The sequence below is a fragment of the Dellaglioa sp. CoH-55-MRSF-9 genome, assembly GCF_056782155.1.
The window spans coordinates 330,183-350,000 of sequence record NZ_JBXAYG010000002.1 but is presented as its reverse complement, the minus strand read 5'-3'; the positions used below and the strand labels follow the sequence as shown (position 1 = coordinate 350,000).

General features: G+C 32.4%; 23 protein-coding genes and 2 tRNA genes. 20 read left to right on the top strand and 5 right to left on the bottom strand.

Features of this window, described 5'->3' with window-relative positions; all coding sequences use genetic code 11:
• Positions 1-66: 66 nt before the first annotated feature.
• From AC1RPV_RS03575 to AC1RPV_RS03555, 5 genes are all read left to right on the top strand, one after another.
• A complete protein-coding gene (locus tag AC1RPV_RS03575; protein ID WP_481761159.1) occupies positions 67-576 on the top strand; it encodes a hypothetical protein in 510 nt (169 codons plus the stop codon).
• An 8-nt stretch (positions 577-584) separates the two neighbouring features.
• Complete coding sequence (locus AC1RPV_RS03570; RefSeq protein ID WP_481762171.1) at positions 585-917, top strand: hypothetical protein; 333 nt, start codon at positions 585-587, stop codon at positions 915-917.
• Positions 918-1,027: 110 nt separating this feature from the next.
• Complete coding sequence (locus AC1RPV_RS03565; RefSeq protein ID WP_481761161.1) at positions 1,028-1,186, top strand: hypothetical protein; 159 nt, start codon at positions 1,028-1,030, stop codon at positions 1,184-1,186.
• A complete protein-coding gene (locus AC1RPV_RS03560; RefSeq protein ID WP_481761162.1) occupies positions 1,186-1,380 on the top strand; it encodes a hypothetical protein in 195 nt (64 codons plus the stop codon). The genes AC1RPV_RS03565 and AC1RPV_RS03560 overlap by 1 nt, the downstream gene beginning before the upstream one ends.
• A 330-nt stretch (positions 1,381-1,710) precedes the next feature.
• Positions 1,711-1,959, top strand: coding sequence for a hypothetical protein (locus AC1RPV_RS03555; protein WP_481761163.1), 249 nt, complete (start codon positions 1,711-1,713; stop codon positions 1,957-1,959).
• An 822-nt stretch (positions 1,960-2,781) separates the two neighbouring features.
• Here the strand turns inward: AC1RPV_RS03555 and AC1RPV_RS03550 are convergent.
• From AC1RPV_RS03550 to AC1RPV_RS03535, 4 genes are all read right to left on the bottom strand, one after another.
• Positions 2,782-2,865: transfer RNA gene (locus tag AC1RPV_RS03550), tRNA-Leu, on the bottom strand.
• An 8-nt stretch (positions 2,866-2,873) separates the two neighbouring features.
• The gene (locus tag AC1RPV_RS03545) at positions 2,874-3,152 is read right to left on the bottom strand and encodes a hypothetical protein (protein WP_409022736.1); all 279 of its coding nucleotides are present in this window, start codon (positions 3,150-3,152) and stop codon (positions 2,874-2,876) included.
• 103 nt (positions 3,153-3,255) lie between these two features.
• Positions 3,256-3,504 (bottom strand): hypothetical protein, encoded by a 249-nt coding sequence (locus tag AC1RPV_RS03540; protein WP_057973335.1) that lies wholly within the window; start codon positions 3,502-3,504, stop codon positions 3,256-3,258.
• Between the two features lie 114 nt (positions 3,505-3,618).
• Positions 3,619-4,143 (bottom strand): GNAT family N-acetyltransferase, encoded by a 525-nt coding sequence (locus AC1RPV_RS03535; protein WP_481761164.1) that lies wholly within the window; start codon positions 4,141-4,143, stop codon positions 3,619-3,621.
• A gap of 104 nt (positions 4,144-4,247) precedes the next feature.
• Between AC1RPV_RS03535 and AC1RPV_RS03530 the strand changes: the two genes are divergently transcribed.
• The 7 genes from AC1RPV_RS03530 to AC1RPV_RS03500 all read left to right on the top strand — a co-directional run bounded on the left by AC1RPV_RS03530 (position 4,248) and on the right by AC1RPV_RS03500 (position 11,172).
• Positions 4,248-4,694 (top strand): universal stress protein, encoded by a 447-nt coding sequence (locus AC1RPV_RS03530; RefSeq protein ID WP_481761165.1) that lies wholly within the window; start codon positions 4,248-4,250, stop codon positions 4,692-4,694.
• A gap of 114 nt (positions 4,695-4,808) precedes the next feature.
• The gene (locus AC1RPV_RS03525; RefSeq protein ID WP_481761166.1) at positions 4,809-5,132 is read left to right on the top strand and encodes a hypothetical protein; all 324 of its coding nucleotides are present in this window, start codon (positions 4,809-4,811) and stop codon (positions 5,130-5,132) included.
• 322 nt (positions 5,133-5,454) lie between these two features.
• Positions 5,455-5,814: a hypothetical protein gene (locus tag AC1RPV_RS03520; protein WP_481761167.1), complete on the top strand. Its 360-nt coding sequence runs from the start codon at positions 5,455-5,457 to the stop codon at positions 5,812-5,814.
• Between the two features lie 164 nt (positions 5,815-5,978).
• Positions 5,979-8,942 (top strand): YhgE/Pip family protein, encoded by a 2,964-nt coding sequence (locus tag AC1RPV_RS03515; protein ID WP_481761168.1) that lies wholly within the window; start codon positions 5,979-5,981, stop codon positions 8,940-8,942.
• Between the two features lie 83 nt (positions 8,943-9,025).
• Positions 9,026-9,466, top strand: a complete 441-nt coding sequence (locus tag AC1RPV_RS03510; RefSeq protein ID WP_409022730.1) for a MarR family transcriptional regulator — start codon at positions 9,026-9,028, stop codon at positions 9,464-9,466.
• Between the two features lie 141 nt (positions 9,467-9,607).
• Positions 9,608-10,795 carry an acetate/propionate family kinase gene (locus tag AC1RPV_RS03505; RefSeq protein ID WP_481761169.1) on the top strand — a complete coding sequence of 396 codons (1,188 nt, stop codon included), beginning with the start codon at positions 9,608-9,610 and terminating at the stop codon, positions 10,793-10,795.
• A gap of 182 nt (positions 10,796-10,977) precedes the next feature.
• Positions 10,978-11,172: a hypothetical protein gene (locus AC1RPV_RS03500; RefSeq protein ID WP_057973343.1), complete on the top strand. Its 195-nt coding sequence runs from the start codon at positions 10,978-10,980 to the stop codon at positions 11,170-11,172.
• A gap of 54 nt (positions 11,173-11,226) precedes the next feature.
• Here AC1RPV_RS03500 and AC1RPV_RS03495 read toward each other — a convergent pair whose 3' ends face one another.
• Positions 11,227-11,847 carry a DedA family protein gene (locus tag AC1RPV_RS03495; protein WP_481761170.1) on the bottom strand — a complete coding sequence of 207 codons (621 nt, stop codon included), beginning with the start codon at positions 11,845-11,847 and terminating at the stop codon, positions 11,227-11,229.
• Positions 11,848-12,003: 156 nt separating this feature from the next.
• On the opposite strand from AC1RPV_RS03495, the gene AC1RPV_RS03490 reads away from it, so the two are divergent.
• The 8 genes from AC1RPV_RS03490 to AC1RPV_RS03455 all read left to right on the top strand — a co-directional run bounded on the left by AC1RPV_RS03490 (position 12,004) and on the right by AC1RPV_RS03455 (position 19,664).
• Positions 12,004-12,837: a LicD family protein gene (locus AC1RPV_RS03490; RefSeq protein ID WP_481761171.1), complete on the top strand. Its 834-nt coding sequence runs from the start codon at positions 12,004-12,006 to the stop codon at positions 12,835-12,837.
• Between the two features lie 53 nt (positions 12,838-12,890).
• Entirely contained in the window at positions 12,891-13,082 is a 192-nt protein-coding gene (locus AC1RPV_RS03485; RefSeq protein ID WP_481761172.1) for a hypothetical protein, read from the top strand.
• A gap of 16 nt (positions 13,083-13,098) precedes the next feature.
• Positions 13,099-13,968 carry an SPFH domain-containing protein gene (locus AC1RPV_RS03480; RefSeq protein WP_481761173.1) on the top strand — a complete coding sequence of 290 codons (870 nt, stop codon included), beginning with the start codon at positions 13,099-13,101 and terminating at the stop codon, positions 13,966-13,968.
• A 56-nt stretch (positions 13,969-14,024) separates the two neighbouring features.
• Positions 14,025-14,477 carry a YaiI/YqxD family protein gene (locus AC1RPV_RS03475; protein ID WP_409022804.1) on the top strand — a complete coding sequence of 151 codons (453 nt, stop codon included), beginning with the start codon at positions 14,025-14,027 and terminating at the stop codon, positions 14,475-14,477.
• Positions 14,478-14,501: 24 nt separating this feature from the next.
• Positions 14,502-15,866 carry an MATE family efflux transporter gene (locus AC1RPV_RS03470; RefSeq protein WP_481761174.1) on the top strand — a complete coding sequence of 455 codons (1,365 nt, stop codon included), beginning with the start codon at positions 14,502-14,504 and terminating at the stop codon, positions 15,864-15,866.
• Between the two features lie 47 nt (positions 15,867-15,913).
• A tRNA-Gly gene (locus AC1RPV_RS03465) sits at positions 15,914-15,984 on the top strand.
• 255 nt (positions 15,985-16,239) lie between these two features.
• Positions 16,240-17,895 carry an ABC transporter ATP-binding protein gene (locus AC1RPV_RS03460; protein ID WP_481761400.1) on the top strand — a complete coding sequence of 552 codons (1,656 nt, stop codon included), beginning with the start codon at positions 16,240-16,242 and terminating at the stop codon, positions 17,893-17,895.
• Entirely contained in the window at positions 17,895-19,664 is a 1,770-nt protein-coding gene (locus tag AC1RPV_RS03455) for an ABC transporter ATP-binding protein (RefSeq protein WP_481761175.1), read from the top strand. Before AC1RPV_RS03460 ends, AC1RPV_RS03455 begins: the two co-directional genes overlap by 1 nt.
• Positions 19,665-19,818 lie beyond the last annotated feature (154 nt).

Sequence of the window (19,818 nt, the reverse complement as noted above, 5' to 3'; positions counted from 1 at the left end):
AATAAATAGAGGATGAAAACAAATCAAAAAGAGATACTCGAGGGTGGCGATTAAAATATTCGTTCAATGCAACGAAATTTAAATAAAAATTATACAGCTTATTTTGGTATTCTACCTAGCGATGGTATTTATGGAACGAGAAACATATGTTTACACGCTAAAAGAAACAAAATAAATAATTTCTATGTTTCAAATATGTCAACGGGATGGAGTGGAAACTTAGGGTTCCCAATGCCTGAGGGTTGGGACTTTGATCAATTTACTGAATATACGCATGGTGGAGTTGATATTGATCAAGTCTCTTCATCAGGTAAGGATTTAGGCTGTAAGAATTTTGATGTATCGGAGGATATATCTGTAAATAAGGTGACACATCGATTTATTAAATCAGTGCAAATGTTAAATTCTTTTAAAGATATAACATTTGAAATGGGAAAAACATATGGTCCTACGGTTCTTCCAGGGATAGATGCATGGCTTACAGTTAAAGATAGTTGGAGTGTAGAGACAGGAAATTCATCTTCTCCATTTACCATTCACAATGGTAAATGGAGAGTTCTTTTCAAAATGATATAGCTGATATAATGAAGATTAAATATGGTGTTATTAATTATTTAGATACCATGGGAATAGTTAATCGTATTGCGGGTAATCTCCAAAACGGGATGTTAATAATGGGAGTTGCAACAAGGGCAGAAGAACCTTGGCAAATTGGTATGAAGATAACGTATAATGAATCATATACAGAGGGTGATGAAAGTAATAAAATATCAGATACGATTGAAATTTATTATAAGCAACCAGTGGTTAGTCCCATATATCCCGAAGTTTCGTATAATTATGTTTATGATATAGTTAGTGGATTGGAAATTGTCGGAGCATGGATTGTTATTGGTCAGCGGTTATCATGGCTGTAGCGTTTGTTGCTTCTATACCAGAATTATTAGTAGCAGCTCCAGCAGTTGCTGCTTTTGGACTTTTGGTTGATACATTGCCACAAGAATAAAGAATATAGGAGATAATATAGATGGCAATTCCAGCAATGCTAACGGTGTTATTATTTGTGTTTATGATGAATTTATATCTTACTCTTTCTATAGTAAGGATAAAAAAGTCAATAAATAATGGTAATAAAAAGATTGAGAAAGAAAAAGATAGATTAAAAGAATTTAGAGGAGATAAATAATGAGCGAGCCTAATTTATTTATTATTTTATTTGTATTATTTTTAATCTTTATCGTACAATTTGTATATTTTTTAAATATTAAAAATAAATTGCTTGAATTATCGTATGAAATAACTAAAATTAGGGAAGAATTACTAAACATAACAATTGTTAAAGTTTTGAATTTAGAAAAAAAATTAAAAGATAAAGAATAAATGTATGATAAAAAACAAGGTATTCAGATATATTTCTGATCCCCTTGTTTTTTATCTAAAGTAGGTAGACAACAAACTGAATAGTTTAGTGTCTATACTGAGTATGTAGTATAATTACTACGATAAGTTAGTCTTAAAACTTAGACATTAAACAACTACATAAATAAAGCGTAGATATGAATGTGTATCAACGTTATTTAATATATTTTTGAAGGAAAGATAGAAACTGGAATGAGAAAAGCATTAGTTAAACATTTACATTTTAATGATACAGTTGCTTATTGGACAGCACATACGATTGTTTTTATTTACCTGTAAGGAGATGAACTAATGCAAATACAACCTATTTTTTGGGCAATTATCGCGATATTAATAACAGTTTTCTTTCCTTCACGCCAATGGTTAGAACGACATCATTTAGATTATTTTATTCTTGTTACGTACGTAATAATATTAATAGTAATGGTTGTAGCCATACCTTATAGAAAAAGTACTGGCTTGAATGAGATTTATATTGTGAGTGCTTTTATCATCTATGAACTAGGCTATTTATTTATATATAAAAGATTAAAAAAATAAATTAACGTGAGAAAAAATTGTAGAAGAACATTTCTACAATTTTTTATTTGATTAGATAATTTAAAAAGCAAACTCTTTAATAATTAAGGAGTTTGCTTTTTTGTTAAACAGAGTGTATTAAATCAGGTATTGATCTACCATATTTTATTAGCTTGGTATAAATATCAGGGTCTGTATGAGGTAGGTCTTTCCTGTCTGTATATATATAATTACCGAACGGGTCTGTATAGACGATACAATATACACAGTGCCTAGACATGCCCATATCAGGTAACGGATAGCTCATCGTTATTGGTTCACTTGCTAAGGCGAGAATCCTAGGGGTACCAAAATCATTGTGGTTTTTAAAAAACTGCTTAAAATCAGGTAACACGACAGAACTTTCATTCATAGTAGGAATGATGATAACATCATGAATAACATAATTTGAATAGTTTGTAATGGTTACCTGAGGTATCCCTGTTTCAGTAGAGTAAGAACTAGCAGATGCCGTAATACGCGATGATATTTGAATAATATTTTTTTGCCTTTCATATTGTTCTTGACGCTTACTTATTTTATTGCTGTTGTGAGAAAGAAATAGCACTAAATATTGCGGCGGAGGCAGCAAAAATGGCTGGTAAAGTCGCAACGAAAGATTGTAAATAAGTCATAGTATTTTTTCTCCTTTTTAAATAGTATATGAAACATATTCATTTTATTAATTAAAAAATCCAACTCGTAAATAAATACGAATTGGATCAATATATACGGTAAATTAGATGTTAACCACACAAAAACCACATAAAAGTTGGTTAAACGATGGTATATCAATGATAACAATGCGCCTGACAGGAATCGAACCTGCACTTGGAAACCCAAACAGCGATCTGAACGCTGCGCGTCTGCCAGTTCCGCCACAAGCGCAAAATAAATTACTTTGAAAACTCAATAACAGTACCGTAGCCATGTAAAACTAAGAATCTTGGGGCAATCGTTACACGAACAGTTTGTGGTTCGAAATGAACGTTAATAATCCCGTCGCCACCTTTATTAATTGCGCGTTCTGCTAGTTCTGCTTGGACACGATCATATAAGGTATCAAAATCATCTACACGATCAATTTCATCGGCTTCTAGTACAATCTTGGCTGTCGCATTAACGATGCCTTTAATAGCATAAGAACGGTTAACATCTCCGGTTGTTAAGAACATATAAATCACTCCTTGAGTAATAGTTTAAGATAAAAATGCTAGATTGACAAGGATTAAAAAAACTAGCCTCAAGAGTTAGTCTCAACTAGGCTAGTTTTGTAGGTTACATGAAGATACGGTAGTTACGTTTATTAATTGAAATTAATTCTTTAGCCTTACTCTTTGAACTGAATTTAAGTAAATTTTTGATTAAACGTTCTAATTTTTCGTCATCTTTAGAAACTTTTTCAAAAATATCATTGTCAATCTTTATTGTTAGATCTTCCTTTTTGCTTGGAACCTTAAATGTTTTAGAAGTTTCATCGCTTGTGATGAAGTTTTTCTCAAGATCTGCTAATAAATTTTTGCTCATATGTTTTCTTCCTCCAGTTTCTTACTATATTAATCATAACACCTAGATGACTAAAATCATAGGAAATGAAAAAAGATAAAAATGTTATTAAGAGAATTAGATAATAATTTTGCTTTATAAATCTAATTTTGAAAGTATTGCAGGGATGTCGACTCCATCAGGGCTTTTTAAGATTAGCGATTGTTTATCAGTGAAATTAAATTTTTCCAATAATTTTTGATTTACTTCTTCTTGTTCGTATTTCAGCGTTTGTACATTGGTAAACTGTTCAGATTTAAAAGATTTAAGCAGGGCTTTTAATAAATGTGTCGCGATACCTTGTTGTTCTTCGTTTTTCGAAACTAATAATAGACCAATCCAAACGGATTGAACTTCAGGATAATCTGTTAAAAAATCAATCATAGCTACTAATTTATCTGCTTTGAAGAAGCCCAGTGTCCATTTTTGATCACTTTTAACTGACAACGGGATCGAAGTTAAATCAGATTTTATTTCTTCAATGGCTAAATCTTGTTTACCTTGGAGTTTTAGGTAAGTAGATTGACTTTTTTCTAATTCTAACATTTGAGTTAGATCTTTTTCGGTTAACTCTCGAACCACGTAGGGGGCACTAAAAATAGAAATCCTTTTTAATAACATACTGAAAACCTTCTTTATTTCAAATTTTGTAGGTAAAACGCTAACATCTAATACAATTTTAATGATATACTGTAACTACAAATAAAAGATATGGGGTGGCAAATATGGAACAAGAATATAAAAATATTTTAGTCCCAGTTGATGGATCAGATTCAGCTGAAAAAGCATTAAAGCGTGCAGTAGAAAGTGCTAAAGCAAACCATGCACATTTAGATATTTTAAACGTAATTGATACGCGTCAATTTTCTGTAAGTTTTTCAGGAATGATGGATGGGGGCGGTTCAATCGTCTATCAGACTTTTGAAGATACAGAAGCATATATGAATGAATTAAAAGAAGATATTGTAAAAAATGGGTTTACAGATGTTGATATTCATATTCGTTTTGGTAGTCCTAAAACAGTAATTGCCAAAGATTTTATTGAAGATCATCATTCAGATTTAATTATCATGGGTCAATCTGGCTTGAAGGCAGTGGAAAGAATGTTAATGGGTGCAGTTACAAATTACGTTACTCGTTTAGCACCTTGTGATGTCTTAGTTGTTAAATAATAAAGAGGGTTGCGTAATTTAGCAACTCTTTTATTATTTATAGGACTAACTCAGTATAAAGTAAAAATGAATTAAAAAATAGTCATATTAGATTAAAAGAGAGAAGGGGTACTGGTGGAAATAGGTTTATATTTAGTTATGGCAATTTTGATTATTTATAATGTTAAGTTGTCTCTACAATTAACTAAAGTGCGTCAAGCTAATGTTAGAACTGTGGACTCACTAGGTCCTGAAGAGACTAAAATATTAGCAGACTACGCAATTGAGAAACGAAAATGGCAAGTCCTTGGCAATGGAATGTTCTTTTTAGCTCTCGTTTGCGCTTTTATTGGAACAACAATAGAAACGAGTTATTTTGTAACACTTTATGTTGTAACAATGATTGCTGTGAATCGTTCAAGAATAAGAGTCAATAAGCTGTTATTATTAGATAATTAATGTTGCATTAAAAGTCTATATCTTAAATTAAAGAATTCACAAAAGTTAGGTATAAGTAACCTAATTTTTGAGGAACTTAATATTTGGGAAAGGCTTATTTTTTTTAAATGAATAAATGTTGTGACATGTTAGCTGATCTTAGAGAGAATTTCGTATGTGTAGTGGTGCCATCCAGATGACTAACTTTATAAAAAGTAGTTTAGCATGGTAAAACAGATTTTTTAAATTAATGGTTAATAAATAGTAAAGATTCTTACTGAGCATCAATGTTTTTAAGTAACTATGATATTCTAAAATTAAGCGAAATTCCTGGAGGGTTATTGTGAAACGATTTAAATATTATTCAATTTCCTTGTTAAAGGGATTAGCGTCTTTAATTATTCTTTTAGCAATTGGAAATTTGATAGGTCCATCTAATTGGCGGTTATTAATTAATTATTATTTAATTTTGAATTTTTTAACTTTTTATCCATATAATCTCGAGTTAAATGGATTAAATAAAAAATTAGTGCAAAAAGTTAAAATTGACGAGGTAGAGGAACCACACTCTAGACAAGAAATGAATACACGTAAAGTATCAACTGAAAATTTAACGCGCTTATTAATTTATGTCATGCAATTTGCAGGGTTAATCCTAATTGCTCCTGGTCAATTCATGTATTACTATTTAATCAAAAATTGAATTTTAATGATATCTCCACTGTTGATTAGATGACAGTGGGGATATTTTTTTAGAAAATTATTTGACAAAAGAATCAAAAACACATATAGTCATAATATCGTTAATGAGGTTAACGGAACGAATAATCGTTAATGCCATTAACTAAAAAGAGAGGGTGGATAATTTTGTTCAAAGAATTTATGTCAAAGAATAAGAGGTCAGTTGCGTATATCGCAATTGCATGTTTAATTCCAAGTTTAATTGCATATGGAACCTATAAGTTAGTTTCAAGTAAGCAACAAATGGACACAGGAAATTTAAAAGTAGCTATTATAAATAACGATGAAGAAGCATCATTTAATGGAAAATCAATTGACGTTGGTAAGGAAGTTACTAAAATTCTTAAAACCAATAAACAAGCCAAATGGGAGTTTGTTAGCGCAGAAACTGCGAAAAAACATTTAGATTCAGGCGATTATACAATGTCAGTTACATTGCCAAGTAATTTTTCAAAAAACGCAACAACTGCACTTGATGAAACGCCAAAAGTGAGTTTGTTAAAAACAAAACAATCAGATACAAATAACTATGTTTCGCAATTGATTACAAAACAGGTTGCAGAACAATTGAAATCACAAGTTTTAACTAATATCCAAAAAGCGTATGATTCTGCATTACTTGGTTCCGTTAAACAATTAGGTTCAGGTGTTAAAGAAGCCTCAACTGGTGTAAAAACGTTAAATAAAGGAACCGTTAAATTAAAAAATGGTAGTAAAGAAGTTACTAGAAATTTAAATACATTGGCAACAAGTATGGTGACCTTTGATAAAGGTAATCAGACATTAAAAACAGGATTAAATACTTATACAACTGGGGTTGATACTTTAGCTGATGGTGTAAATACCTATACAACTGGTGTAGGTACACTGGTGAATGGTAATAATCAATTAGCCTCAGGAATTAATACACTTGTTGCTAGTGCACCAACCTTATCAAATGGTGTGACTCAATATGTTGATGGGAATAAAACATTAGATGCGGGACTTTCTACGTTGCAAACTGGCGGATCTACATTAGCAGCTGGTGTAGGCACGTTAGCAACTGGTGCAACTACATTAAATTCGAACTCGAATGATTTAAATAATGGTGCGAAAACATTAGCTGCAAGTATGTCAGGTAGCCAATCGTTACCGATGGCGGTAGCAGGTTTAACAGCATATTCAACTGGTATTAAAACTGGTGTAACTCAAATTCAAACAAGATTAAAATCTCGTAGCGAAATTATTAATCATATTCCTGAAATAATTCAACAAATTAAAGATACAAAGCAAGGATCAAAAGAATTAAAAGCTGAACTTGAAGAAATTTCAGGATCAATTGAAACATTACAAGCATTACCTGGATTAGTAACAAAATTGATGGCGGCAGGGGATAAATTAACAACTGTTCAAACTCAAATGAATGCAATTAATTCAGATACAACACAAAAGATGTTTAGTTTGACATTAGCTAAAGGTCAGGCATCGACTTCTAACAAGAAGGTTCGTACGATGATTAATGACTCAACAACAATGAGCCAAAAAGAAAAAGACACTGTTTTACAACAAATCACAAAAACAGATACAGCAATAACAACTGTTGGTACAAATATAACTGGGGTAAGTAAAAATTTAACAGATACAAAAGCGATGTTAGAGGCAGTGATGAGTGATGTAGGTGGCTTAATGGCTGAATTTAAATCAACAATGGGTGATGTAGATCTTAAAGCCATGTTGGAAAAATTTGCTAAAATTTCGACACAAGCAACTGCATTATTGAGTAATACTGATACCTTGACGAGCGATTCAATGATTGGTCTTTTAGGTGATACAAAAGACTTGAGTGATCAAATTGATTCATTAGTGATAGCATCAAATGCTAATGCACAAGTTGCTGGTAAATTAAATGCTAGTGTTAATGGTGCTGGTGTTGATGTTACAAGTGAAAAAACAATTAATGCAACAATTAAGAATTCAATCATGACAGGTAGTATTAACAAATTGTCAGCTGGTATCTTAGGATATACAGCAGGAACAGGACAAGTAACTGATGGTATTAATCAATTAAATAGTAATGTACCAACTTTAATAACAGGTGTTACTGCTTTAAGAGCAGGATCGCAAAAACTTGTTACAGCAGGTGGACAACTTGAGGCAGGAACACAAACGTTAGTTTCAGGTGGTACACAATTGAAAGCAGGATCTGATAAGCTTGTTAGTGGTGGTACACAATTGACAACTGCTAGTACACAATTGACAGATGGAAGTTCGAAATTAAAAGCGGCAAGTACACAATTAACAGATGGTGATACACAATTGGCAGCTGCTAGTCCTCAATTAGTTGATGGCTCACAAAAATTAGCTGATGGGTCTAAACAAGTAACATCAGGATTGGATACAGCTAATGATGGTGTAACATTATTAAATACTAAATTAGCAGCAGGAGCATCACAGGTTGGTAATATCAATTCATCTCCAAAAAATGTGGCTCAATTCGTTGAACCTGTTAAAACAGAAACTGAAAGTGACAATCTCGCTAAAACTTTGAAAAATACATTTGCCCCATTAGTGATTGTTTTATCATTATTTGTCGGTGCAATTGTAACTCAATTAATTTTATTCAGATACCGTAAGAAGAATGAATTATCACAAAACTGGTTACAGAACCTTTTCCTAATGTTATTTATTTCTGTTATTCAAACAGCAGGAGTTCTCTTATTAACATTATTCTTTAGTGTAACAATTGAACATCCAATTAGTTTCGTAATCTTTACGTTCTTATCGGGAATAATCTTTACTCTTTTATGTGTGGTAATTGACGAACTCCTTGGAACAATGGGTATTCTCTTATCTTTAGCATTACTACTCGTACAATTAGTGATTACAGGACAAGTTATTCCAAATACGATGTTATCAAATGCTTATCAAGTATTTGCAGAGTTCTTACCTGTTACACATGTATTAAATGGCTTCACATATGCAATTAATAGCCAAGGTTCTGGTATGATTGGTTCAGTGCTTGCATTACTTGTTACAGCCGTAGTACTGGGTGTGGTTTGGACGTTTGTAAATCGTAAACAATTAACGGTATCAACTGAAAAAGAAAAATAGAGATACAGTTGATTAGATATAGTAATTAACCGCGTTTTATGCTAAATTTAACTGTAGGTAGAACATGCAGAGGAGAATTAGCAATGACAACAACTAAGTTAATGGATGACTATATTAGTATGTATTTAGGAACTTTTAAGAATGTGGAAGGATTCATTTCACAACCTACTAGTGAGTTTAATTTATCTTTTGAACAATTCTTGATTTTAAAAGATATCCATAGCACTGAAGATATAAGCATGGTTGATATCGCTAAAAAAAGAAATGTTTCAAGGAGTGCAATTGCACGCCAATTAAACGTACTAAAACAATTAAGATACATCTATCAAGAACAAGACACAGTTGATAGAAGAAGAATAAACCTACGCTTGTCTGATCAGGGTGCAAAAGTAGAACGAGTTGTGACTGAGTCAATTAAGAAACGGTTTGATACTTGGGTAAATGTTTTAGGTGAAGATAAGGCAGTTCTACTGCTTAGTTTAATGAAAGAATTCGGGCAAAAAATAATGGTAGACAGAAAATAAAATTCTGTGTACCATTTTTTGCTTGAAAGTGTTGTATGCGTTTTCTATAAGTAGTATATTAGTTTAATATACTACTTAAAAAAATAATTGTTTTTTAAGGATTAAATTAATACCAAATGAAATCATTATTGGAGGAAGAATATGACAAAAATTATTGCAATTAACGCAGGTAGTTCAAGTTTAAAATTCCAATTATTTAGCATGCCAGAGGAAACTGTTATTGCTAAAGGATTGATTGAAAGAATTGGACTTAAAGACTCAATTTTAACGATTAAATATGGTAACGGAAAAAAATATGAAGATGTATTAGATATCGACAATCATTCAGTAGGTGTACAGTTATTACTTAAATTATTGCTTCAATTGGATATTATTGCTGATTTTAATGAAATTTCCGGTGTTGGACATCGCGTTGTTGCTGGTGGTGAATATTTCAAAAAATCAACATTAGTAAATGCCGATACAATTGCAAAAATTAATGAATTATCTGAATTAGCACCATTACATAATCCAGCTAATCTTTTAGGTATCCAGGCATTTGAAGAAATCTTACCAGATGCAGTAAGTGTCGCTGTATTTGATACAGCCTTCCATCAGACGATGCCAGAAGAAAGTTACATGTACAGTGTACCTTATGAATGGTATGAAAAATATGCCGCAAGACGTTATGGTGCTCATGGGACAAGCGTTCGTTATGTCGTCTCAGAAGCCGAAAAACTAATTGATAAAGACCCTAAAGAGTTAAAATTAATTACATTACATTTAGGTGCAGGAGCATCAATTACAGCTACAGTTGGTGGTAAATCAATTGATACATCAATGGGCTTTACACCACTTGCTGGAATTACCATGGCAACACGTTCAGGTGATGTAGATGTATCGTTAGTTGCTTACATGATGAGACAATTAAAAATTACTGATATAGATGAAATGATTAATATTTTGAATCGTGAATCTGGGCTAGTTGGTATTTCAGGGATTTCTCCTGATATGCGTGATGTTAAAGCTCAATTAGGAAAAAATCCTCGTGCTGATTTAGCTGTTAAAATCTATGTTCAAAATATTATTAAATATATTGGTCAATACATTGCAGAAATGCAAGGGGTTGATGGTATTATTTTCACTGCTGGTCTTGGTGAGAATGATCGGATTGTACGTCGTCGCGTTATTGAACATTTAGCATATTTAGGTGTTGGCTTTGATGCTGAAAATAACGAAAAAATGGGTGAACAGGTTATGCTTAGCACGCCAGAGTCTGCCGTTAAGATTTTTGCGATACCTACTGATGAAGAATTAGTTATTGCACGCGATGTTCAATCATTAATGTAAAAATAACCATTTAAAATAGTAGCTTAAAATAAGAGGGATATCACATTGTGATGTCTTTTTTATTTTGTAACATAACGGTAATATTTAAAGGGTTAACAAGTTATTAAAAAAGTGTTAAATTAGACATTATAAATTATTATTACTGACAACAAGTTGTTGTCATCATTCGGAGGCGTAACTTAATGAGTAGGTGTAAACTTGATATTATGAGTGAGTATCAAGCAGCGATGCAAAAACTTGCTGATCTTAGAAGTAACATTGGAAACAGACAACAATCATCAATTCGAGATAGCTTTTTCCAAGAGGAAAAATCGCTTGAAAGAGAATGTTCTGAACTGAATATTCTATTAGAAGCTATCGATGTTGCGGAAGATTAATCCTACTTTTTGAGAAATAAAAGTAGTAAAAAACGATTAAATTCATAATTGAATTTAATCGTTTTTTTTGTTCCTATTTAAATTAATTAGTTTGTAGATTCCGAAGAACGAAACGATTAATAAGATGATACCAACTACTGTAGCAAAAATATCAACTGTTGCTGCAACTTCCGCCCAAGCATTCCCAGCAAATGCCCCAAGATAAATGAGGACAGTATTCCAAATTAATGTTCCAAAAAAGGTTAATGGAATAAAAAAACGTAATTTACATTTCGTAATTCCAGCGGGAATAGAAATTAAACTTCGAACAATGGGAACAAAACGGCCTATGAAAATAGCACGATTTTCATATTTTACAAAAAATTCAGTCGCTTTTTCAATATGGATAGGTTTTAGACCAAGCCAAGAACCATACTTACTGGCGAAAAATTGATTTAAACGTTCTGTACTTAAAAAGCGACCGATCGAATATAAGATTAAAGCCCCGATAGTCGCCCCAATAGTGGCAGAAATAATTAAACCAATTGGTGTAAGAGAACTTGAGAGCGTCATAAAACCTGCAAATGTTAAAATGATTTCAGAAGGAATTGGTGGGAAAATGTTTTCAATGGTGATCAGTAACGCAACACCTAGATAGCCATGTTGGCCGATTAAGTCAATTATGGTTTCTTGCATTTAGGCACCCCTTTTATTTAATAATTAAAGCATATCATGAGCCAAAGAAATAAAGTAATGAAAAAGGATTAGCTTAATAAAAATTAAATAATTTTCGTATTCAGAGTTAAATTTGGTACAATTGAAGAAAGAATAAGACGATTTAAGGTGGTAAAAATGAAAATTGAAGAATTACACAAGGTAGAATTAGATTTAATCCGGGAAGTCGTTGAAATTTGTCAAAAAAATAATATAAAGTATTTTATGATTGGTGGCAGTTTATTAGGTGCGGTCAGACATCAAGGGTTTATTCCATGGGATGATGATGTCGATATTGGAATGGTAAGGGATGACTACGATCGATTCTTACAAATCGCTCCCCAAGAGATTAGCCAGCCTTATTATTTTCTACAAACTGATCAAAGTGATCCAAACTATGCATTTGGATATGCAAAACTACTTGATGAATCTATTCATGTTGAAGAGAAAAGAAATATTAATGACGCTAGAAAAGGTGTTTTTGTAGATATTTTTCCTTTTGATAAAGTCCCAACAGGTGATGTCGAACGATCTATTCAACAATCAAAATATCGATATCTTAACGCGAAAATTCTTTTATTGAGCAATTATCGTTTAATGGATACTGAAATTAACGCAAAGATTAGAAAATTACAACCTGATCAAAGTCGTAAAACCAAAGAGTATAAAGAAAAAAGAGACGAACTAGTAAGAACCTATAATCAAGATGACACCATTTCAGAATATAAAAATTTAGCTTCACAATACTCATATGAAAAAGAATTACTATCAGAAAAGGAATTAGCAGCCGTGATTCAAGTTCCTTTTGAGAACCTTACGGTAACTATTTTAAGGGCATATGATGCAATTTTAAGCCGTTTATATGGTGATTATTTACAATTACCGCCTGAAAGTAAACAGATTGAAAAGCATATTGAAAAAGTGACTATTTTAGATCGAAATGATTTTACTTTTGATAATGAAATTGATTGATTTTATGACGTAAATGAGATACGTTTAAAGATGACAAATGGAGGTGCTTTCATATGGATAGAAAATCAATTATTGACGAGCGGTTGCTTAACCGGGAATTTACAATTGACAGTAAAAATATTCATGGCACGGTCGAGTTTTTTGGTATCTACTATCATTATTTTAGTGATGAAACATTAGTAAGTGGAGATGTTGTTCGAATCATTAAAACACATGTTGAAGGGTTAGACGTTAAAAAAATATAAAGGTGGTTAAATTATTATGTTGGGACTTTTAGTCGTTATTATTATTGTTATATTATTGGTCATGATTTTACCAGCAACTATCCGAATTATTAGACAACCGCATCAAGGTGTTGTTATAACTTTAGGAAAATATGAAACAACATTAGCTCCAGGCTTACATTTTATTAAACCATTTATTTCTTCAGTAATTCGTGTTAGTACGGCACAACAACCTTTAGATCTTGATAAACAAGTTGTGATTACAAAAGATAATGCTGAAATTGAAGTTAAAATTTCATTGAAGTATCACGTTACTGACATCCAAGATTTTGTGTTTAAAAATGAAGACTCTGTTCGTAGTATGATTCAAGATACACGTGCCTCTTTGCGTGGCATCATTGGTAATAAAATGTTAGATGAAGTTTTGAATGGAACGCAAGAAATTAATCGCGGTTTGTTTGGCGAAATTTCTAATGTGACAGCTGGTTATGGATTAAATGTTGATCGAATTAATATTGATACAGTAAAACCTTCAGTTGAAATTCAAGATTCAATGAATAAGTTATTGAAAGCCGCTAGAAATCGTGATGCTACTGTTGCTGAAGCAGAAGGTTACAGTAAATCAGTTGCACTAAAAAATAAAGCTGATAATGATGCATGGGTTAATTCAGCCCAAGCAAAGGCTGAAGCAGTTAAAAAGACGGCCGATGCTGAAGCATACCGAATAGATGCAGTTAATTTATCATTAAATAAAGTTGGTAATGGTTATTTTGTTAGCCAAAATATTGAGGCTTTTAAAGAATTGGCCAAGAGTGACGCAAATACAGTTGTTATGCCAAGTAATGCGATAGATAGCTTAGGTCAAATTCCAGCAATTAATGCATTATTAAAACCAGAAGCTAAATAAAACTTTCAAGAGGTTATTCCTTGGAAGTTTTTTTACTAGGAATGAGAGTGGTTAATTTGAAAATTATTATTGATGGGGATGCGTCTCCTGTGAAAAATGAAGTTATAGCTGAAGCCGAACTACGGAATATCAGTGTGTTGCTAATTACAAGTACGCCACATTTCTCAACTAAAAAGTATCCTGAAAATGTTTCGGTTAGCTATGTTGATCAAGGTCCAGATGCGGCAGATTATAGAATTGTAAAGTTAGCTGAAAAATCAGATGTTGTGATTACACAAGATTACGGACTAGCTTCTCTTTTATTACCAAAAGGTGTGATTGTGATGCATCATAAAGGATTTGAATATACAGATACCAATATCGATAGTATGTTGGATTCAAGATATTTAAGTGCAATGGCAAGGAAATCAGGTCAACGTACGAAGGGTCCAAGCGCCTTTTCAAACCAGGATAGGGCTAACTTTAAAAAAGCATTTATTTTATTATTGAATGAAAAAGGAATTAAATAAATATAAAGAAAAGAAGGGTCTTATTTGCGATCGTTAACATCGGGTAATCCAGCAAAATTAATTTTTATGTTTACTATACCATTATTGGTTGGTAATTTATTTCAACAATTATATAGTATTTCTGATACGTTGATTGTTGGACAAACTTTAGGCGTGGATGCACTAGCTGCAGTTGGTTCGACCGGGAGTATTCAATTTTTGATTATTGGATTTGCACAAGGGTTAACTGCAGGTTTATCTATTATTACGGCACAACGATTTGGGGCAAAAGATTATCGTGGTGTTAGAAAAAGCTTTGCAGTGGGACTTTTGATTAGTCTAATTGCAACGGTAATTTTAACAGCGGTTAGTTTGTTTTTTGTAAAAGATATTTTAACACTTATGAAGACACCACCAGAAATATTTGATGATGCACAAACTTTTATTAGTATCATTTTTGGTGGAATATTTGCTTCAATGGCATTTAATATTTTATCTAATATTATTAGGGCGCTAGGGGATAGTCGCACGCCATTATACTTTTTAATTTTTGCCAGCATTATTAATGTTGGTTTAGAATTATTATTTATTTTGGTATTTCATTGGGGAGTTGCTGGCGCTGGTATTGCAACTATTATTGCGCAATCATGTTCCGTTGTATTCTGTTTAATTTACATTTATCGAAAAATTCCCGTCTTACATATTGGTCGACACCATTTTAGAGAAATCACGATGAAAGATGTTAACCAACACCTTTATGTGGCTCTACCAATGGCCTTTCAAGCTTCAATAATTGCGATTGGTGCAATTATGCTACAGTCAGCTTTAAACGGTTTAGGAACGACAGCAGTTGCCAGTACCACGGCAGCGTCTAAGATTGATCAATTATCAACACAACCAATGATGTCATTTGGAATTGGGATGGCAACTTTTACTGCCCAAAATTATGGCGCAAAAAAATATGGTCGTGTTTTAGATGGTGTAAAAAAGTGTCTATTAATGTCTGGAACATTCAGTATCGTTGCAAGTCTTTTAGTTATTTTATTTGGACAACAATTAGTTACACTGTTTGTTGGAAATAATGCACCAAAAGTTGTTGCATTATCGCAGGTTTATTTTAATATTAATGGGTCATTTTACTTACTTTTGTCAGTACTGTTTGTCATTAGATACACGTTACAGGGACTGGGACAAAGCATCGTACCAACAGTTGCTGGAGTTGTAGAATTACTGATGAGATCATTTGCAGCTATCTTTTTAGCTGGTGCTTTTGGGTATGCAGGAGCTTGTTTTGCAAATCCATTAGCCTGGGGTGGGTCATGTATTGTACTGATTTATTCATATATGAAGGCTGTACAAAATTTGAGACGTTTAGATTTTGAACAAAAGGCTGAAAATAAACATGCTTAATTAGTTATGACAAAAGTACGGAAATATGCTATACTAATCAACGTTCTGCGGGCGTAGTTTAGTGGTAAAATTCCAGCTTCCCAAGCTGATGTCGCGAGTTCGATTCTCGTCGCCCGCTTAAAAATGAATAAGATAATTATATTGAAACCAAGATATTTAATCTTGGTTTTTTTTTGTAAATTTTAACTGACTAAATAGAATATAATTAGTCAAAATGATTGCAATTAAGCGTTATTTTTGCTAAGTTTAGTAACTGATATTAGTTTTTTTGTATAAAAAAACATGGAACTGGACAGAATTGAGGGGGAAAAAAGTGGATATTTTATTAAAACATGCTAAAAAGTATCGGGTAGATATTTTTTGGGCAGTCGTCATGGTGGTTATCATGGCAATTTCAACATTGTGGCAACCTAAATTGTTACAAAAAGTAATTGATGCTATTTTAAAGGACCAGGGTGATAAAATCACGACACTTGGTTTGTACTTGATTGGAGTTGCTGTTATTGGATTGTTGGCAGGTGTTGTGAATACAATTCTATCAGCAAAAGTAGCACAATCAATGAGTGCAGATATTCGTGAAACTGCTTTTAGAAAGATTCAAACATTTTCTTTCAGTAATATTGAACGATTCCAAGCAGGGAATATTGTGGTTCGTTTAACCAATGATATTACCCAAATTCAAACGTTAATTATGACAATTTTACAGACATTAATTCGAGTGCCCATTTTATTTATCGGTGCATTCATTTTAGCTATGAATACAATTGCGGATTTATGGTGGATTATTGTTATTTTAATTGTCTGCGTGTTAGGTATTTCAATGTTAACTTTCGGTCGCATGGGACGCCATTTTGGGTTAATGCAAGGCTTAATTGATCGAGTAAATGAGTTAGCCAAAGAAAACTTGATGGGTGTGCGTGTTGTTAAGTCATTTAATCAAGAAAAAAATGAAGAAAAACGTTTCGATAAGGTTTCAGATGATTTAAATGCACAAAATATCTATGTTGGAACTCTATTTGCTGTTTTAATTCCAGCATTTACATTAATTGGAAATATGGCTGTCGTTGCCGCAATTTATTTTGTAGGTGATTTAGCTAAAGCAGATCCAAGTACAGTTACAGCTATTACTTCGTTTGTTAATTATTTAATGCAAATCATGTTTGCCATTATTATTGGTGGAATGATGATGACGTTTAGTGCTCGTGCAATGGTTTCAATTAAACGACTACGCGAAATTTTAGATGAAGAACCAGATATTTATTACCAAGATGTTCCAGAGGAAGATTTATCGGGATCTGTTAGTTTTGAAGATGTCTCATTCTCATATGAAGGCGATGATAAACCAACACTTAAACATGTTAGTTTTGATGTTAAACCTGGAGAAATGATAGGAATTGTTGGTGCAACTGGTTCAGGTAAATCAACTTTAGCCCAAATGATTCCACGATTATTTGATCCCCAAGAAGGAATGATCAAAGTTGGTGGTGAGAATTTAAAGGATGTTAATGAAAAATCGCTTCGTAAAACAGTAGCATTTGTTTTACAAAAGGCTATCCTATTTTCTGGCACAATCGCAGACAACTTACGTCAAGGTAAAGAAGATGCCAACGAGAAAGATATGGATATGGCCAGTCAAATCGCTCAGGCATCAGAATTTATTAATCGATTACCAGAACGTTATGATGCAGAGGTTGAAGAACGTTCAGCTAACTTCTCAGGTGGTCAAAAACAACGTTTATCAATTACGCGTGGTGTTATTGGTAAACCTAAAATCTTAATTTTAGATGATTCAACATCAGCACTTGATGCTCAATCAGAAAAATTAGTCCAAAAAGCATTAAATAATGAATTGAAAGAGACAACAACATTTGTTATTGCCGAAAAAATCTCATCTGTGATTAATGCGGATCGTATTTTTGTTATGGATGACGGTAAATTAGTTGGCGAGGGGACACATAAAGATCTCGTTGAAAATAGTCAAATTTATCAAGAAATTTATAACACTCAAAAAGGAAAGGAGACTGTCTAATGAAAGATATGAATAGATCGATGGCATTCTTCTTCCACTACTTGAAAAGCTATAAATTAGGTTTTACAGTTATGACTGTTGCAATTATTGCATCGACATACTTCCAGGTAAAAGCACCTGTGTATATGGGAAAAGCAATTACGGCATTGGCAGACTACGTAATTGGTTTAACAAAAGGAGTGAGTGATAAAGGAAATTTTGTTAGCTCATTGTGGATGTTATTCTTATTTTATATTTTTTCAATTGTAGCAATGTTTTTCTCAAATATTATTGTCACGTTCATTACAGGAAACTCGACAAATAGAATGCGAAAAGGGCTATTTGGAAAATTACAAAAAATGACAATTCGATTCTTTGATTCACATAAAGATGGGGATATTTTAAGTCGTTTTACAAGTGATTTGGATAATATTTCGAACGCAATGAATCAAGCCTTAGGACAAATTATGAGTAATATTGCTCTAATGATTGGGATTATCATTATGATGTTTCAACAGAATGTTCAGCTTGCCTGGGTTACGATTGCTTCAACGCCTATCGCGTTACTTCTTGCGGTCATTTTAATTTCTAAAACACGTAAGTATGTTGATATACAACAAAAAGAAGTTGGAAAATTAAATGGCTATATTAATGAAAAAATTAGTGGTCAAAAAATTGTAATTACTAACGGGCTTCAAAAAGAAGCTATTGATGGTTTCTTGCCATATAACGAAAATGTTCGTAAAGCAACGTTTAAAGGACAAGTCTATTCAGGGATGCTTTTCCCAGTTATGAATGGCCTCTCGTTGGTTAATACAGCCATTGTTATCTTCTTTGGTAGCTGGTTAGCACTGAACGGTGATATGGGCCGTACAACGGCTTTAGGACTAGTTGTCGTGTTTGTTCAATACTCACAACAATTTTACCAACCAATATCACAAATTTCTTCATTGTATAGTATGTTCCAACTTGCTATTACAGGTGCTAGTCGACTGAATGAAATGTTTGATGAACCAGATGAGGTCAACTCAACTGATAAGCAAAAATTAACGGGTCTAACAAATGGTGTTAAGTTAAGAAATGTTAATTTTGGTTATAATGCTAATAAAGAAATTTTACATGATGTATCAATTAATGTTGATAAAGGTGAAATGGTAGCTTTAGTCGGACCAACTGGTTCAGGTAAAACAACAATTATGAATTTATTGAATCGATTCTATGATGTTACAGGTGGTTCAGTTGAATTTGATGGCGTAAATGTTAAGGATCTTGAACTTCAAAGTCTTCGTGATCATGTTGGGATAGTTCTTCAAGAAAGTGTATTATTCTCAGGAACAATTCGTGATAATATTGTCTTTGGTAAACCTGAAGCATCAGATGAAGATATGATTTCTGCCGCTAAGCAAGCTAATATTCATGATTTTATTATGAGTCAAGAAAATGGCTATGACACGACAGTATCGGATGAAAACTCTGTGTTTTCAACTGGCCAAAAACAATTAATTAGTATCGCAAGAACAATTTTAACTAATCCTACGTTATTAATTTTGGATGAAGCGACTTCTAATGTTGATACAGTGACAGAAGCTAAAATTCAAAAAGCAATGGATACAGTTATTCAAGGGCGTACTAGTTTTGTAATCGCACATCGCTTGAAAACAATATTAGATGCTGATAAAATTGTTGTTCTGAAGGACGGTAAGGTTATTGAACAAGGTAACCATCAAGAATTATTGGATCAAAAAGGATTCTATTCTGAACTTTATAATAATCAATTTGTATTTGAATAAAACAGTGAAAAAATCTTTCAAGAATACTTTATATAAAGTATTCTTGAAAGATTTTTTATTTTAAATTAAGATATAAAGTAACAAAAAAAACAAAAAATAAATATATTTAATTGTAATTTTATATCATTCAAGGTATGATGTAACCAGTTAATGA